The organism is Micromonospora sp. NPDC049101, assembly GCF_040648675.1.
In the GTDB taxonomy this organism is placed as follows: domain Bacteria; phylum Actinomycetota; class Actinomycetes; order Mycobacteriales; family Micromonosporaceae; genus Micromonospora.
Window position 1 is genome coordinate 318,539 of sequence record NZ_JBEZED010000006.1, and the last position, 16,171, is coordinate 334,709.

A 16,171-nucleotide genomic window follows, 5' to 3' on the forward strand; every position below is an offset into this window, starting at 1 on the left:
ATTCCAGCCAGGGATCTGAGCCCCGCGACGGGGCGTACGGCAGGAGGGCTGGCGATGGACAGACGGTGGCGCGATATCGGTGTGCTCGTGGCAGCACTGTTCGCGGTCAACGTGGTCGCCCGGCTGATCATCCGGCTCGGCTTCGAGGATGACGACACCGTCGCCGACCGGGTGTCGCTGGCGATGTTCGCGGTGATCGGGCTGACCCTGGCCGTGGTCGCCTTCCGCTGGGGTCGTCGCCGGCCACTCGCGGACTGGGCGGCCGACATGGCCCTCGTGGTGCTCGCGGCAATGGTGTTGACCGTGCTGGTCGGGCCCCTCCTGATCGGTCACAACCCGTTCGACGGGGGCGCGCCGACGTTCTTCGCCCAGATCTGGCTGTACCTGCTCGCCGCCAGCGCCGGCGTGCTGATCGGCTACCTGGTGCTCACCGCGCTGGGGCGTGACTACCGCTCCTGGCAGCTCAAGCGGTACGCCGAGGTCAAAGCCGCCAAACCCCGCCGCGTCGTCCGCCGCTGACCCGCCCGAACGCACCACTCGGGTGAGTGGGCCGTGCGTCGTCGGGGCAGTGGGGTTCGTAGTTGGCGTGCCTCCGGGCTTGTGCGGGCGTGCACTGTCGGGCTCGCGGCTTGATCAACTCGGTTTTCATGAAGTCGGGCTGTCCCGGGCGAGCGGATGCCCCGACTTCCTGTTGATCAACTCGGATTTCGTCAAATCGGGGCGTCCTGGGCAGGTAGATGCCGCGATTTCCTGAAAGTCGAGTCGATCACGGTGCCGGGCTTGCCGCGTGTCGGGCTGGCCAGGTGTCGGGCTGGCCACGTGTCGGCGGGCCACGTGCCAGGCTGGCCGCGTGCCGGCTCGCCGCGTGTGGCTGGCCCGCACGTTTGCGGGTTCGCCCTGCGTTCCGGTCGGGGTCAGTGCGGGGCGACTCGGGTCAGGTAGGTGTGGTGCGTGGTGAAGCCCAGCCGCCGGTAGAGCGCGACCGCCGCGGTGTTGTGCTGCTCGACCTGGAGGAACGCGTGCGTCGCACCGGCCGACACGCCCCAGGCGGCCAACTCGTGGATCACCCGACTGGCCAGTCCCTGACGGCGGGCCACCGGCAACACCTCGATCAGGCTGAGGCCCAGCCAACGCCCCTGGCCGGTCACCGTGCCTCGGCCGACCGCCACCAGTGTGCCGTCGTCGTACACGTGGGCGAAGCGAACCTGGCCCACGGCGGTGAGCACGTGCCGGGCGGCGTCCGGCAGGCCGCCCTTGCGGCCGGCCGCGACGGCCAGCCACTCCGCGCTCGGCGCGGCGGCCAGCTCGACGACCGCACTGTTCCACCGATCGGCATCCGCAACGGTGGTGCCGGGCTGGTCGGTGTGCTGACCGGCGGTTGCGGGGGTATGGCGGGCGACCGGCGCGTTGCCGGGCGGTGAGCTGGCCGCTGGCGCCGGTAGGGGGAGCGGGGCGGTCTGGACCAGGACCGGCGGGCGGGCGGCCCAGCCGCGGGTGTCCAACTCGGCGCCGACCGGGGCGGCGAGTGGCAGTGGCGTGTTGATGATGGGTGGTTGGCCCTGTTCGGAGTACCAGCGTTCGACCGCGTCCACGGCGGCGGGCAGCGGCCGGTCAGGGTCGCCGATCGGCAGCGCCGAGTTGGCCCGCCCGGTCCAGCCGTCGGCGGCGCGGAGCAGCCAGTCACCGAGTTGGCCCCGGGTCGGTGCCGGCCAGGCCTCGTCGGCGGCCCGTTCCAGTGCCACGACCGCCGCGGCGGTTGGCCGGCGGGTGGGTGGCACCCGCTTGGCGCGGTGGACCTGTGCCACCGGGACCCGCAGTTGGCCCTGCGCGGTGGAGAGCGTGAGATGAGTCTCGCTCAGCTCGACCAGCTCGCCGAGGGCGTCGGAGAAGAGCGGGCGGCCTTCGCGAATCCCCACAATCCGGCGGACTACGATTCGGTGTCCCACATCCTGCTGTCGGAGCACGATCGACCCCCTCCCCGGCGAGATACTAGGCTCTTACTGTCGCGGGTGATCGCGGCGTGTCTTGCGGAGGAGAAGACCGGTGACCTACATCATCGCCGAGCCGTGCGTGGATGTGCTCGACAAGGCATGCATCGAGGAATGCCCGGTCGACTGCATTTACGAGGGCAATCGGATGCTCTACATCCACCCCGACGAGTGCGTCGACTGTGGTGCCTGTGAGCCGGTCTGCCCGGTGGAGGCGATCTTCTACGAGGACGACGTCCCGGAGCAGTGGAAGGACTACACCGGCGCCAACTACGAGTTCTTCGAGGAGCTGGGCTCGCCCGGCGGCGCCTCGAAGATCGGCAAGGTGGAGAAGGACGCCACCTTCGTCGCCGCGCAGCCGCCGCGCGGCGAGGGCCACTGAACCGGCCCGCGCCGGTCTCGTCGCGACTGCCCGAGTTCACCTGGGACACCCTGGACGCCGCGGCCACGCTGGCCGCGGCGCATCCGGAGGGCCTGATCAACCTCTCCATGGGTACGCCGGTCGACCCGGTGCCCGAGGTGATCCGGCGGGCGTTGGCTGACGCGTCCGATGCTCCCGGTTACCCGCTGACCGCCGGCACGCAGGCGTTGCGGGCCGCGATCGCGGCGTGGGTGTCCCGGGCCTGTGGTGCCGGGGTCGACGGTCTCGGTGTGCTGCCGACCATCGGCTCCAAGGAGATGGTCGCCTGGCTGCCGACCCTGCTCGGCATCGGCTCGGGTGACGTGGTGGTGGTGCCGTCGATCGCGTACCCCACCTACGAGGACGGTGCCCGGTTGGCCGGCGCGACTGTCGTGCGCACCGACTCGCTCACCTCGCTGGGGCCGACCCCGCGGGTCCGCCTGGTGTGGGTCAACTCGCCCGGCAACCCGACGGGTCGGGTGCTGCCCGCGGCGCATCTGCGCAAGGTGGTCGACTGGGCTCGGGAACGCGGGGCGGTGGTCGCCAGCGACGAGTGCTACCTGCCGCTCGGCTGGTCGGCCGATCCGGTTTCGGTGCTGTCGCCGCAGGTCAGCGGTGGCAGCTATGCCGGGCTGCTCGCCCTGCACTCGCTGTCCAAGCGGTCCAACCTCGCCGGCTACCGGGCCGGCTTCGTCGCCGGTGACCCGGCGCTCGTCGCCGAGCTGCTGAAGGTGCGCAAACACGCGGGGATGATCGTGCCCGCGCCGGTGCAGGCGGCCATGGTGGCGGCACTGGAGGACGAGCGACACGCCGAGGAACAGCGGGAGCGTTACCGCGCCCGGCGGGAGGTGCTGGCCGCCGCGTTCACCGGTGCCGGGTTCACCGTCGAGCACTCCGAGGCGGGTCTCTACCTCTGGTTGACCCGAGGTGAGGACTGCTGGCAGACCGTCGACTGGCTGGCTCGGCGCGGCATCCTGGTCGCCGCCGGCGCCTTCTACGGTCCCGGCGGCCAACAGCACGTACGGGCGGCGCTGACCGAGTCCGACGAGCACATCGCCGGGGTCGCGGCCCGCCTCGCCCAGGCCTGATCGCGCTCCGGGCGGTCGAGCCGTCGGCCCGACCGCCCGGACGGTGTCAGTCGGCGATCTGACGGAAGACCCGCAGCAGGGTGTTCCGGCTCTGCTTCTCCAGCAGTTCGCTGCCCATCAGCTCCTGCAGGGCGACCACCCGGCCGTCGTGCAGGGTCACCTCGGCCTTGAGCGGCACCTCCCGCTTGACGTCCACGGCGGCGATCTCCTCGTAGGGCAGGAACGTGTGCCCGGCCACCAACTCCGCCATCGGCACCGAGCCGACGAGCGCGCGTAGCCGCTTCTCGCCCTGGCTGGCCTTGCCGGGGTTGCTGATCAGGACCAGCCCTCGGTCGAGAATGAGCACGTCGTGCTCCGTACCGTCGATCTTGATGTTGGCCAGTGCGCCGATCAGGCCGGCGTCCCGCCCGGAGACCCGGTCCTCCACCACCGTCGCGCCGGCGGGGTCGACGCCCAGCTCGACCAGGCGGGCCAACGCCACGTCCAGGCTCTGCGGGGCGACTGCCAACTTGGCGATTTCGGCGAGGTCCCACGGCTGCCCCTGCGGCCCGACGAGCTGCGCCGGACCGGACCAGGAGAGCTGCCAGTGCGCCTGACCGGAGCGGACGGCCGCGTTGTCGAGCAGCGTCTCCATCGGCCCGGCGAACTGGGCCGCGGCCTCCTCGCGGGTCGCGTCGTCGAAGAACTGCTCGGCGAACTCCCCCAACCGACCGGAGCGGACCAGGTCCAGCACCGTCGTGAGGCCCGGCTGGGAAACGCCGGTGAACCGCCCCGTGGCCCGGTAGATGCCGTCCGCCCGCTGTTGCACGCCGGCCGCGACCGCCGCGGCGATGAACTGCGCCCAGGGCAACACCTGACGGCGGCCGTGGTCGACGACGAGCCCCTGCAACTGCCGTCCGGCGGTGGCGATGTCGGCGAGCAGCAGCGTGGCGGGCCGCTCGTCCGGCGCGACCGCTACGGCCGGCAGGGCCGCCATCGCGCCGACCCGGACGCCGATCGGCGGGTGGGTGTCCCACGGGGAGGGAGCCCGGTCAGGGACGTTCTCCCGCATCTCGGCGATCTCGTCCCGCCGGCCGTGCAGCAGTTGACCGAAGCCGCCGAAGAGGTCGTCCGGCGCCAGCTCGGCGGACCAGCCCGGCTCGACGTACCGACGCATGAAGAAGCCCCAGGCCGCGTCGAGCGCCGGCAGCGTACGCAGCGCGGAGGCCGCGGCGTCGTGCCCGGCCAGCAGCACCGAGGAGCGGTCGGCCTCCAGCTCCTGCCGCCGGGACGCGGCGTTGTCCACCATCAGGTAGAGCTTCGCGTAGCCCTTGAAGACCCAGCCGATCGGGTTACGCGGGCTGATCTGCTCCAGCGTCTCCGCGATCGCCAACCGACCCCGGTAGGCCACCCCGCCGAGGCGGGTGTGCTTGCCGGAGTAGTGGCCCAGCTCGTGCGCGAGGACCGAGCGCAACTGGTCGGTCCGCATCGCCTGGAGCAGGGGCAGCCCGACGTACAGGGTGCGCCGTCCGCCGACCAGGCCGAGCAGTTTGCTCTGCTCGGCGACCGCCGCGTTCACCTCCGGCACCAGCCGGATCTCGTCCGGGGCGCGGGTGCCGACCGCGGTGGCCAGCTCGCGCACGGCGGCCCAGAGGCCCGGCGCCTCGCGCTCGGTGAGGATCAGGCCGGGTGCCGGCTCGTTCTTCGTACGGATCGCGCGCCACAACCCGACGGCCACCGCGCCCAGCGCGATGACCAGGGGCAGCAGCAGCTTCCCGGTGACGATCCCGTTGGTGTGATCGAACAGCCAGACGCCGAGCGCGACGACGGCGGCGAGCTGGAGGAGCGCGACGACGTAGAAGCCGATCAACATGACCACCGAGGCGAGCGCCCGGTATGTCGCGGACATTTCGTTTCCTTCCCGCTGTAGCCCGCGTCGACGTGGCGGGCGGCGGAGCGGACCGTACGACGCTGGTCTGAACCGGACAACCCCCTTCCGGTCGGCCTCGGTCAGATCTACGATCTTGCGGCTCGTGACCGGGTGCGCGCTGGGCGTCGAGGACTGAGCGGCGGGCGGGCCGGCCTCGGACGATATCCTCGGCCGGACCCGGTCGGGGCCGTGTCGGCCCCGCACCCCCAGCAGGAACGTCGAGGTGTGCGGATGGTGGACAGGCCCGGCGCGCGGGTGCGGGCGGCGGTGGTCGGCACCGGTCTGATCGGAGGCTCGGTGCTGCTCCGGATGCACGCCGCGGGCGTCGACGTGACCGGGTGGGACCCGGACGAGGCCACCCGCCGGGAGGCCCGCCGGATCGGCGTACCCGCTCCGGACCGGCTGGTCGAGGCGGTGGCCGACCGGGACGTGGTCTTCCTCTGCGGGCCGTTGCCCACCCTGCCGGCGACCCTCGTCGAGGTGGCGGCGATGACCGGTGAGCGGTGTGTGCTGACCGACGTCGGCAGCACCAAGGAGGAGGTGGCGGCGTTCGCCACCGCACAGGGGCTGACGCACCGGTTCGTGCCCGGCCACCCGATGGCCGGCACCGACCGGGCGGGTCTGACGGCTGCGGGGCCGGACCTGCTCACCGGCGCCGCCTGGGTCCTGTGCCCGACGGCCGGGGCGGCCACGGCCGCGTTCCGCCGGCTGGCCGAGCTGCTGGTGGACCTCTTCGAGGCCCGGGTGGTGCCAATGTCCCCGACGGAGCACGACTCGGCCGCCGCCCTCGCCTCACACGTGCCGCACCTGCTGGCCGGCGCGCTGGCCGGTGCCGTGCAGCGGGCGCCACTGCGCGACGCGATCCTCGCGCTCGCCGCGGGCAGCTTCTCCGACGGCACCCGGGTCGCCGGCACCCCCGCCGAGCGGACCGCGAACATGCTGCTCGGTAACCGGGACCGGGTGCTGCGCGAGCTGACCGAGGTCACCGCGTTCCTGGACGACCTGACCGCCGCGCTGCGTGCCGGCGACGCACCGACGCTCACCGCACGCTACGACGAGGCGCGTACCTCCCGCCTGGCGCTGCGCGACCGCCGGTTCGACGCGTACGACAGGCAGTTCCCCCTCGGCGGTGACCACACCGCCGAGGTGTCCTGGCTGCACGAGTTGGGGGCGGCCGGCGGTCATCTGACCGGTCTGCGAGTCGGCGTCGAGACCGTCTCCTACGCGGCGCGGCGGCCCGCGGCTGACTAGGCTGAGGGGCATGGCGGCGGACAGTCCGGTGGTGCAGGTGCGCGGCGAGGCGTACCGGGAGGTGCCGCCCGAGCTGGCCCGGTTCGCGGTCACCGCGACCGCGCGGGACCGGGATCGGGAAACCACCCTGACCAGGCTGGCCGAGCGTGCCGCCGCCATCCGGGTGCTGCTGGACGGCTCCGGGCCGGCGGTGGCACGGCGGGAGACCGGCGACCTGCGGGTGCGGCCGGAGACCCGTCGCTCGGGCGAGCGGGTCGTCGCCTGGCACGGCAGCGTGACCACCACGGTCACCGTCACCGACTTCACCGCCCTCGGCGAGCTGATGCTCCGGTTGGCCGACCAGGATCAGGTCGAGGTGGCCGGGCCCTGGTGGGAGCTTCGCCCGGACAGCCCCGCCCACCGCGAGGCCCGGCACGCCGCGATCCGGGACGCGCTGGTGCGGGCCCGGGAGTACGCCGAGGCGCTCGGTGCCCAGGTCACCTCGTTGCTCGAGCTGGCCGACGCCGGGCCGGCCGACCGGCCGATGTTCGCCCGCGCGGCGTTCGCCGGGAGCGGCGCGGGCGGTGGCCCACCAGAGCTGGAGTTGGACCCGCAGCCGCAGACCGTCCAGGCGGCCGTGCAGGCGCGGTTCACGATCAGCACGCCGGTCCTCGACTGATGCCACCGGCTCTGGTGCTGTCCGTCGACGCGTTGGTGCATCGCGCGCTGGCGTTGGCCGAGGCGGGCCCGCGACAGTTGCTGGGCATCGCCGGCGCGCCGGGGGCCGGGAAGTCCACGCTGGCTGAGCAGGTCGTGGCGGCCGTGGGGTCGACCGCCAGGCTGGTGCCGATGGACGGCTTCCACCTGGCGCAGACGCAGCTGGTCCGGTTGGGTCGCGCGGAGCGCAAGGGCGCGGTGGACACCTTCGACGCCAACGGGTTCGTCTCGTTGCTGCGCCGGTTGCGTCGGTTGGAGCCCACCTCGGTGTACGCGCCGGAGTTCCGCCGGGAGTTGGAGGAGCCGGTGGCCGGGGCGATCGAGGTGCCGCCGTCGGTCCGGTTGGTGGTGACCGAGGGCAACTATTTGCTCCTGCCGGACTTCCCGTGGCAGGAGGTGCGCACGCTGCTGCACGAGGCGTGGTTCCTCGATCTGGACGCCGACCTGCGCCAGCGTCGGTTGACCGCCCGACACGAGGCGTTCGGGCGGTCGCCGGAGCAGGCACGCGAGTGGGCGCTGGGCAGTGACGAGGCCAACGCGGCCCTGATCACCCCCACCGCCGACCGGGCCGACCTGGTGGTCCGCCTGCCTGAGCCGCCGGCCGCCTGCCCGCCGCCCGTCTGACCCGCCGGCCGCCTGGACGGGCGGCCGGCGTTGGCGCGGTCAGCCCAGTTCGCGGACCGGCCGGGCGGGGTTGCCGACCGCGACCACGTTGGCGGGCAGGTCCCGGGTCACCACCGCGCCCGCGCCGACGACGGTGTTGGCGCCGATCGACACCCCGGCCAGCACGATGGCGCCGCCGCCGAGCCAGACGTTGTCGTCGAGGGTGATCGGTTTGGCGGCCTCCCACTTGTCGCGGCGCGGCCCGGGCTCCACCGGGTGAGTCGGCGTGAGTAGTTGCACGTTCGGTCCGATCTGGACGTCCGCGCCGATGGTGATCGGCGCGACGTCGAGGAAGACCGCGTGGTAGTTGACGAAGCTGCGCGGGCCGATCCGGATCTGCCAGCCGTAGTCGCAGTAGAACGGCGGGCGGATCCAGGTGTCGTCGCCCAGGTCGCCGAGCAACTCACGCAGTGCCCCCAGCCGCGCCCGCGGATCCGCAGCGGAGCTGGTGTTGAAGCGCTCCATCAGCCGGGCGGCCCGGTCCAGGTCGGCGATGATCTCGGGGTCGTCGGCGAGGTAGGGCTCACCGGCGAGCATCCGGTCCTTCATGGAGGTCACCCGGTCGATGATGCCCGTCGACCCTGCCGTGGGTTGGCAGGTCCGTCATATTTTCGACCCTTTTTTTGTATACCGGGTATGCAATACTGGCGGCGGTCTATGCACGTCTCATGGATATAAACGTCCACGAAGGAGGAACCGTTGCATCGACGCAGCAGAATTTCCATCGCCGTCACCGCCGTCGCAGCTCTCGTGCTGGGCACACCGGTGACCGCGATGGCCAGCCCACCCACCACCACGTCCGCCCCCGACGCCGCCCCGCGTACCGCGACCGGCACCGCCACCCCGAAGACGGTCACCCTGCTCACCGGCGACCGGGTCACCGTCTCCGCGTCCGGGTCCGCCGCCGTCCGCCCCGGCCCCGACCGTGCGCATCTGCGCTTCCTCACCAGCCGCGAGCGCGGTCAGCTCACCGTGCTGCCGGAGGACGCCCTGCCGCTGATCCGCGCCGGCCGGGTCGACCGGCGACTGTTCGACGTGACCGGGCTGATCGCCGCCGGCTACGACGACGCCCGCCGCGACAACCTGCCGCTGCTGGTGGCGTACGGCTCGACCGGCACCGCCCGGCGTGCCCCGGCGGCTCTGCCCGGCACGCGGGTGACCCGCGACCTGCCGGCGATTCACGGCGCCGCCCTGGCCACCGACAAGTCCGCCCTCGGCGCGGTCTGGGCGACCGTCGCCACCGGCCCCGCTGGGGCCCGCCTCGACGCGGCGGGGGGCGTCGAGCGGATCTGGCTGGACGGCCGCCGCAAGGTGTCCCTCGACCACAGCGTGCCGCAGATCGGCGCGCCCGCCGCCTGGGCGGCCGGGTTCACCGGCAAGGGAGTGTCAGTCGCGGTGCTGGATACCGGCGTCGACGCGACCCACCCGGACCTGGCCGGCAAGGTGGCCGAGGCGCGCAACTTCACCGAGGCCGCCGACGCTCGGGACACGGTCGGCCACGGCACCCACGTGGCCTCGACCATCGCGGGCACCGGCGCGGCCTCCGGCGGCAAGTACCGGGGTGTGGCGCCCGACGCGACGCTGCTGGACGGCAAGGTCTGCGAAGACCAGGGCTGCCCCGACTCGGCGATCCTCGCCGGCATGCAGTGGGCCGCGGTGGAGAAGAAGGCCGCCGTGATCAACATGAGCCTCGGCGGCTGGGACACCCCGGAGGTCGACCCGCTGGAGGAGGCGGTGCAGACCCTGACGGCGCAGACCGGGACGCTGTTCGTCCTCGCCGCCGGCAACGACGGCGCAGACGGCTCGGTCGGCTCCCCGGCCTCCGCGGACGCCGGGCTCGCCGTGGGCGCGGTGGACCGCAACGACGACCTGGCCGACTTCTCCAGCCGGGGCCCCCGGGTCGGCGACGACGCGCTGAAGCCGGACATCACCGCGCCCGGCGTCGACATCGTCGCCGCACGGTCCGCCAACGGTGTCATCGGCGAGCCGGTGGGGGACCGCTACGTCACGATCTCCGGCACCTCGATGGCCACTCCGCACGTGGCCGGGTCGGCCGCGCTGCTGGCCCAGCAGCACCCGGGATGGCGGGCCGACCGGCTCAAGGCCACCCTGATGGCCGCCGCCAAGCCGCATCCGGACCAGACCGCCTACCAGCAGGGCGCCGGGCGGGTCGACGTCGCACACGCGATCACCCAGCAGATCACCAGCGACCCGGTGAGCGTCTCGTTCGGGCGTACGCTCTGGCCGCACAGTGACGACACCCCGATCACCCGCACGGTGACCTGGCGCAACGACGGTCCGGCCCCCATCACGGTGGACCTGAGCGTCGAGGGCGCCGGCCCCGGCGGTCGCGCGCTGCCGGCCGGCCTGTTCGCCCTGGGTGCCAACCAGCTCACCGTGCCGGCGGGCGGCACCGCCGCCACGACCGTCACCGCGGACACCCGGCTCGGCGACGCCGACGGCTACTGGACCGGACGGATCGTGGCCCGCTCCGGTGCGGCGGTCGCGGTCACCCCGCTGGCCGTGAACCGGGAGGTGGAGAGCTACACGCTCACCGTGGAGCACCTGAACCGCGCCGGTGCCCGCACCCCGGACCACTGGACCCTGCTGGTCGGGATGGACACCTTCGGCACCTGGGACCTCGTCAGCTCGGACGGGGTGGCCACCGTGCGGCTGCCCAAGGGGCACTACGGCCTCAGCGGCCTGGTCTACGAGCCCGGCCCGGAGGACGAGCCGCGCGGGATGTCCCTGTTGACGCAACCCGTACTGACCGTCGAAGGGGACACCCGGATCGTCGTGGACGCCCGCCAGGCCAAGCCGGTACGGACCACCATTCCGGACCGGACGGCGGCCCCGGAGCTGATCGACGTCAGCGGCAACTTCACCGCCGACGACGGCAGCGGGTACACCGTTGGACTCTGGACGGACACGTTCACCGACCTGGCCAGCGGCAACATCGGCAAGTCGGTCTCCGCCGACCGGTTCGTGGCCACCGTCAGCAGCCAGTGGATCAAGCCGGACACGGCCAACAGCCCCTACCTGTACGCGCTGGCCGAAGCGATCCCGGGCCGCATGCCCACCGGGTTGATCCGCGACTACACCCGACGGGACCTGGCCACCGTCGTGCACCGGTTCCGCGGCGGCGACCCGGGCACCGAGGCCGAGCGGCTGGTGTACCCCGTGCTGGAGTACAACGTCGGCGGCGCCGCCCTGGTCCTGCCCACCACAGTGCCCGGCCAGCGGGTCGAGCACTACAACACCAAGAACGTGAAGTGGGAGTCCGAGATCTACTTCGGCACGCGGGACGAGGACGGCTGGTTGAACGCGAACGCCGCGCTCTTCTCCACCCCCACCGCGTACCGGGCCGGGCGGACGGTGACGGAGACCTGGAACCAGGCCCCGTACGGACCGTCCTTCCCGAACCCGAAATGGCCGCACCAGAGCGTCACCCGGGAGGGTGACACCATCCTGGTCGACGTGCCGCTGTTCAGCGACGCGGCCGGGCACCCGGGCGGCTCGTTGAGCGACAGTGAGGCAACCACGCTCTGGCGCAACGGCAAGCTGGTCGGCGAGAACGAGTACGCCGGCTACGGACAGTTCGCCGTGCCGCCGGGCGCGGCGGACTACCGGCTCGTCACGTCGTTGAAGCGAAGCTTCACCGACCTGAGCACCGAGGTCGAATCCAGTTGGACCTTCCGGTCGCGGCACGTCGCCGGTGACACGCCGGCCCGGCTGCCCCTGTCGGTGGTGCGTTTCGCGCCGCCGCTGCGGGTCGACAACAGCGCGCCGGCCGGTCGGGACTTCGTCGTCCCGGTGCGGGTGCAACGGCAGCCCGGCGCGCCGGCCGCCCGGGTGGAGAAGATCAACGTCGACGTCTCCTACGACGGCGGGAAGACCTGGGGCAGGGCGAAGCTGGTCCGGACCTCCGCCAACGGCTGGTCGGCCACGTTGCGGCATCCGGCCGGCACCGGCCACGTGTCGCTGCGGGCCACCGCCCAGGACACCGCGGGTAACACGGTGACCGAAAAGATCATCCAGGCGTACCGGTTGCGCTGAGGCGTACCCCGTCCGGGTCCGCGGCCGAGCGCCGCGGACCCGGCGGGTTCGTCAGTCGTTGGCGTGCAGGGCGGCGTTCAGCTCGATGCCCCGGCCGGTACGCGGCCGGGCCTCCAGCGCCCCGGTCACCGAGTTGCGCCAGAACAGCAGGCCGTCGACGCCGGACAACTCCCGGCCCTTGACCACCCGGCCGTCCGGGAGAGTGATCTTCGACGCGGCGGTGATGTAGCAGCCGGCCTCGACCACACAGTCGTCACCGAGTGAGATCCCGACGCCGGCGTTCGCCCCGACCAGGCTGCGCTCGCCGATGCTGACCCGGTCGGTGCCGCCGCCGGAGAGGGTGCCCATGATGGAAGCGCCGCCGCCGATGTCGGAGCCGTCACCGACCAGCACACCCTGCACGATCCGCCCCTCGACCATCGAGGTGCCGACGGTGCCGGCGTTGAAGTTCACGAAACCCTCGTGCATCACCGTGGTGCCGGCGGCCAGGTGGGCGCCCAGCCGGACCCGGTCCGCGTCGGCGATCCGCACCCCGGAAGGCACCACGTAGTCGGTCATCCGGGGGAACTTGTCCACCCCGTACACCGCCAGGTGGCGGCCGGCCGCACGCTCGATCACCCGCAGCTCGTCCACCCGCTCCGGTGGGCACGGCCCGGCGGACGTCCAGGCCACGTTGGCTAGCTTGCCGAAGATGCCGTCGAGGTTGAGCTGGTTGGGTCGCACCAGGCGGTGCGAGAGCAGGTGCAACCGGAGGTACGCGTCGGGGGCGTCCTTGATCGGGTCGTCGAGCGAGCCGATCACGGTGACCACCTGGACGGTACGCAGACCGGGCAGGGGCCGGTCGCCGAGCGCCGCCGGCGGCAGGTCGAGCACGTCCGACTTGTCCTCACCGGCGACCAGTGGCAGCTCACCCAGGCCCAGCTTGCCGGTCGGGTACCAGGTGTCGAGCACCTGCTCATCTGCCGTGACCGTGGCCAGGCCAATGCCCCAGGCGGAATCTGCGGACGTCACTGTTGCACCTCTCGGTCGTGGCCGGGCCGGCCTCAGCTCACTCCTCGCACGGACAGACCTGAAGGTACCGTGCGAACCATGGAGAACCCGCTGACCCCCGAGGTCCTCGCCGATCCGGTGCAGCTGACCCGCGCTCTGGTCGACATAGAGTCCGTATCCCTGAACGAGAAGGTGATCGCCGACTGCGTCGAGGAGGTGCTGCGGGGCGTACCGCACCTGACCACCCACCGGCACGGCAACACCGTGATGGCGCGTACCGACCTCGGTCGGTCGCAGCGCGTCGTGTTGGCCGGGCACCTCGACACGGTGCCCCTGAACAACAACTTCCCGTCGACCATGCGCGGCGACCTGATGTACGGCTGCGGCACCTCCGACATGAAGTCCGGCACCGCGTACGCGCTGCACCTGGCGGTCACGCTGCCCGAGCCGCGCTACGACGTGACGTACTTCTTCTACGAGGCCGAGGAGATCGAGTCGCGGTACAACGGGCTCAACCTGGTGGGCCAGGCGTACCCGGAGTGGCTGGAGGCGGACTTCGCGGTGCTGCTGGAGCCGACGTACGGCATCGTCGAGGCGGGCTGTCAGGGCACCATGCGGGCCATCGTGACGACGACGGGGGAGCGGGCGCACGCGGCGCGCTCCTGGCACGGCGTGAACGCCATCCACGCGGCCACCGAGGTGCTGCGGCGTCTCCAGACGTACGAGGCGCGCCGGGTCACCATCGAGGGCTGCGACTACCGCGAGGGCATGAACGCGGTACGGATCATCGGCGGGGTCGCCGGCAACGTGATCCCCGATCGCTGCGAGATCGAGGTCAACTATCGGTACGCGCCGGACCGCGACCCGGCAGCCGCGGAGGCGCACCTGCGGGAGGTGTTCGCTGGCTTCGACCTGGCGGTGACCGACGCGATGGCCGGTGCGGCCCCGGGCCTACAGGCGGCTCCGGCGCAGGAGTTCCTGGCGGCGGTGGGCGCGGCGCCGATCGGCAAGCTGGGCTGGACGGACGTGGCCCGGTTCGCGGCCATGGGCATCCCCGCGCTGAACTTCGGCCCGGGCGACCCCAACCTCGCCCACCACAAGGACGAGCACGTCGAGATCAGCAAGATCCGGGACGGCGCGGCAACCCTGCACCGCTGGCTGGCCCCGGCCTGACGCCGGCCGGGTTGCCCCGGTGATCAAGAGGTTTGCGTCAGCCGGGCCCGTTGTCGGCGACGCAAACCTCTTGATCAGCTCCCGAGGGGGTGGAGGCTGCGGGGGAGACGAGGGCGGGGTCCTGCGCTCTGCTGCGGCGGCGTTCAGCCACCACGTCTCGGATCCGTCGCTGCATCTGGCGACGGATCCGGATCATCTCGCTGTTACTGATCACGCTGTCTCCTCCCCCGAAGGCGCGCGCCGGGCATACCCGGTATGTGAATAGTAAGACGTACGGGGAAGCGGAATAGTTGCCCATGATCCCGAACTATTTCTCGGCGTCCCCGCCCCGCACACCTGCGCGGTGCCGCTCCACTACGGTTGCCCCATGAGCCAGAGCAACGGGCGGGAGGCCGGTCGCGGTCCAGGGCAGGAGCGACACCGGGGCGCGGTCACGCTGCGCCGAGGGTCGATCCCGAGCAGCACCGCCGACCAACGCCTGCTGGATTCGCGTGGGCGCGGCGACTGGAAGACCAAGGACGCCTGGCGCGCGCTGCGCATCCTCTCCGAGTTCGTCGAGGGTTTCGACACCCTCGCCGACCTGCCGCCAGCGGTCAGCGTGTTCGGCTCCGCACGCAGCGGCCCGGCCAGCGCCGAGTGCCGGTTGGCCGAGCAACTGGGCGGCTCCCTCGCCCGGGCCGGCTACGCGGTGATCACCGGGGGTGGGCCGGGGGTGATGGAGGCGGCCAACCGCGGCGCCAGTGAGGCAGGTGGGCTCTCCGTCGGGCTCGGCATCGAGCTTCCGTTCGAGCAGGGCCTCAACGAGTGGGTCGACCTGGCCATCGACTTCCGCTACTTCTTCGCCCGCAAGACGATGTTCGTCAAGTACGCGCAGGCGTTCGTCGTGCTGCCCGGTGGGTTCGGCACCATGGACGAGCTGTTCGAGGCGCTCACCCTGGTGCAGACCGGCAAGGTCACCCGGTTCCCGGTGGTGCTGATGGGTGTCGCCTACTGGCAGGGCCTGCTCGACTGGATGCGCGACACGATGGCCGCCGACGGCAAGATCGGGCCGGTCGACCTGGACCTGATCTGTCTCACCGACGACGTCGACGCCGCGGTCCGGTACATCGTCGAGGCGGAGGCCGCACTCTCCGTGGAGCAGGAGGCGGTCCGCGACGAGGCCGTCGCCCGTACCGGTGCGGACCAGCAGGCCGCCGCCGCGCAGGCCGCCGACCAGCCACGGGACAACTGATGGCCGCGATCTGCGTCTTCTGCGCCTCCTCCCGCACGCTGGACCAGCGCTGGCTGGACCTGGCCACCGAGACCGGTGTGGAGCTGGCCCGACGCGGTCACACGCTGGTCAGCGGCGGCGGCTGCGTCGGCATGATGGGCGCGCTGGCGGACGGCGCCCGCTCCGCCGGTGGGCGCACCCTGGGGGTGATCCCACAGTCGCTCGTCGATCTGGAGGTCGCCGACCTGGCCTCGGACGAGCTGCTGGTGACCGACTCGATGGCCAGCCGCAAGACCCTGATGATCGACAAGTCGGACGCGTTCCTCACCCTGCCCGGCGGGCTGGGCACCCTGGACGAGCTGTTCGAGGTCTGGACCACCGCGACCCTTGCCCTGCACACCAAGCCGATGGTGCTGATCGACACCGACGGCTTCTACCGCCCCCTGCTGGACTGGCTGGACGGCCTGGCCGACCAGACCTTCCTCAAGACCGCCGGCCGCAACCTCCTGCAGGTAACCACCACAGTCCCCGAAGCCCTGAACGCCCTAGAGTCCCACCTAACCTGACCTTCCCCCGGCCCCCTGCCCCCTGCCCCCTGCCCCACGCGGCCCGCCGTCCCCGCCCCTCTGCGGTGATCATGGAGTTATAGCCCCGACACGCCGGGTGGTTTCTAGGCTTCAGTGCAACTGATCTTGGTTGTGGTGGAGGTGCTGGTGGCGAGGCCGGGTGTGGTGACGTTCGGGCATC

The 16,171-nt window shown here is 72.2% G+C and carries 14 protein-coding genes; 10 read left to right on the top strand and 4 right to left on the bottom strand.

From position 1 onward, the window contains the following. The first annotated feature begins 54 nt into the window (after nt 1-54). Nucleotides 55-519 carry a hypothetical protein gene (locus AB0B57_RS11320; RefSeq protein ID WP_357067835.1) on the top strand — a complete coding sequence of 155 codons (465 nt, stop codon included), beginning with the start codon at nt 55-57 and terminating at the stop codon, nt 517-519. A gap of 395 nt (nt 520-914) precedes the next feature. On the opposite strand, the gene AB0B57_RS11325 is transcribed toward AB0B57_RS11320, so the two are convergent. Next, nucleotides 915-1,964, bottom strand: a complete 1,050-nt coding sequence (locus AB0B57_RS11325; protein WP_357067837.1) for a GNAT family N-acetyltransferase — start codon at nt 1,962-1,964, stop codon at nt 915-917. A gap of 79 nt (nt 1,965-2,043) precedes the next feature. On the opposite strand from AB0B57_RS11325, the gene fdxA reads away from it, so the two are divergent. Further along, nucleotides 2,044-2,370, top strand: a complete 327-nt coding sequence (gene fdxA / locus AB0B57_RS11330; RefSeq protein ID WP_091422126.1) for a ferredoxin — start codon at nt 2,044-2,046, stop codon at nt 2,368-2,370. Then, complete coding sequence (dapC, locus tag AB0B57_RS11335; RefSeq protein ID WP_357067897.1) at nt 2,367-3,476, top strand: succinyldiaminopimelate transaminase; 1,110 nt, start codon at nt 2,367-2,369, stop codon at nt 3,474-3,476. Before fdxA ends, dapC begins: the two co-directional genes overlap by 4 nt. Before the next feature lie 46 nt (nt 3,477-3,522). Here the strand turns inward: dapC and AB0B57_RS11340 are convergent, their stop codons facing one another. Further along, nucleotides 3,523-5,364, bottom strand: a complete 1,842-nt coding sequence (locus AB0B57_RS11340) for a M48 family metallopeptidase (RefSeq protein ID WP_357067840.1) — start codon at nt 5,362-5,364, stop codon at nt 3,523-3,525. Nucleotides 5,365-5,616: 252 nt separating this feature from the next. Here AB0B57_RS11340 and AB0B57_RS11345 point away from each other — a divergent pair, with 252 nt between their 5' ends. From AB0B57_RS11345 to AB0B57_RS11355, 3 genes are read left to right on the top strand one after another with little or no spacing between them, the layout of a single operon-like run. Further along, a complete protein-coding gene (locus tag AB0B57_RS11345) occupies nt 5,617-6,636 on the top strand; it encodes a prephenate dehydrogenase/arogenate dehydrogenase family protein (RefSeq protein WP_357067842.1) in 1,020 nt (339 codons plus the stop codon). 10 nt (nt 6,637-6,646) lie between these two features. Beyond that, nucleotides 6,647-7,294: an SIMPL domain-containing protein gene (locus AB0B57_RS11350; protein WP_357067844.1), complete on the top strand. Its 648-nt coding sequence runs from the start codon at nt 6,647-6,649 to the stop codon at nt 7,292-7,294. Next, a complete protein-coding gene (locus AB0B57_RS11355; protein ID WP_357067846.1) occupies nt 7,294-7,956 on the top strand; it encodes a nucleoside/nucleotide kinase family protein in 663 nt (220 codons plus the stop codon). Before AB0B57_RS11350 ends, AB0B57_RS11355 begins: the two co-directional genes overlap by 1 nt. A gap of 39 nt (nt 7,957-7,995) precedes the next feature. On the opposite strand, the gene AB0B57_RS11360 is transcribed toward AB0B57_RS11355, so the two are convergent. Further along, nucleotides 7,996-8,553 (bottom strand): sugar O-acetyltransferase, encoded by a 558-nt coding sequence (locus AB0B57_RS11360; protein ID WP_357067848.1) that lies wholly within the window; start codon nt 8,551-8,553, stop codon nt 7,996-7,998. A 216-nt stretch (nt 8,554-8,769) separates the two neighbouring features. Between AB0B57_RS11360 and AB0B57_RS11365 the strand changes: the two genes are divergently transcribed. Next, the gene (locus tag AB0B57_RS11365) at nt 8,770-12,051 is read left to right on the top strand and encodes a S8 family serine peptidase (protein ID WP_357067899.1); all 3,282 of its coding nucleotides are present in this window, start codon (nt 8,770-8,772) and stop codon (nt 12,049-12,051) included. Nucleotides 12,052-12,102: 51 nt separating this feature from the next. On the opposite strand, the gene dapD is transcribed toward AB0B57_RS11365, so the two are convergent. Then, nucleotides 12,103-13,062, bottom strand: coding sequence for a 2,3,4,5-tetrahydropyridine-2,6-dicarboxylate N-succinyltransferase (gene dapD / locus AB0B57_RS11370; protein WP_357067850.1), 960 nt, complete (start codon nt 13,060-13,062; stop codon nt 12,103-12,105). Between the two features lie 78 nt (nt 13,063-13,140). Between dapD and dapE the strand changes: the two genes are divergently transcribed. From dapE to AB0B57_RS11385, 3 genes are all read left to right on the top strand, one after another. Continuing rightward, nucleotides 13,141-14,214 carry a succinyl-diaminopimelate desuccinylase gene (gene dapE, locus AB0B57_RS11375; RefSeq protein WP_357067852.1) on the top strand — a complete coding sequence of 358 codons (1,074 nt, stop codon included), beginning with the start codon at nt 13,141-13,143 and terminating at the stop codon, nt 14,212-14,214. A 367-nt stretch (nt 14,215-14,581) separates the two neighbouring features. After that, a complete protein-coding gene (locus tag AB0B57_RS11380) occupies nt 14,582-15,445 on the top strand; it encodes a TIGR00730 family Rossman fold protein (protein ID WP_357067854.1) in 864 nt (287 codons plus the stop codon). After that, on the top strand, nt 15,445-15,990 hold the full coding sequence (locus AB0B57_RS11385; RefSeq protein ID WP_357067856.1) for a TIGR00730 family Rossman fold protein: 546 nt from the start codon (nt 15,445-15,447) through the stop codon (nt 15,988-15,990). Before AB0B57_RS11380 ends, AB0B57_RS11385 begins: the two co-directional genes overlap by 1 nt. Nucleotides 15,991-16,171: the final 181 nt, after the last annotated feature.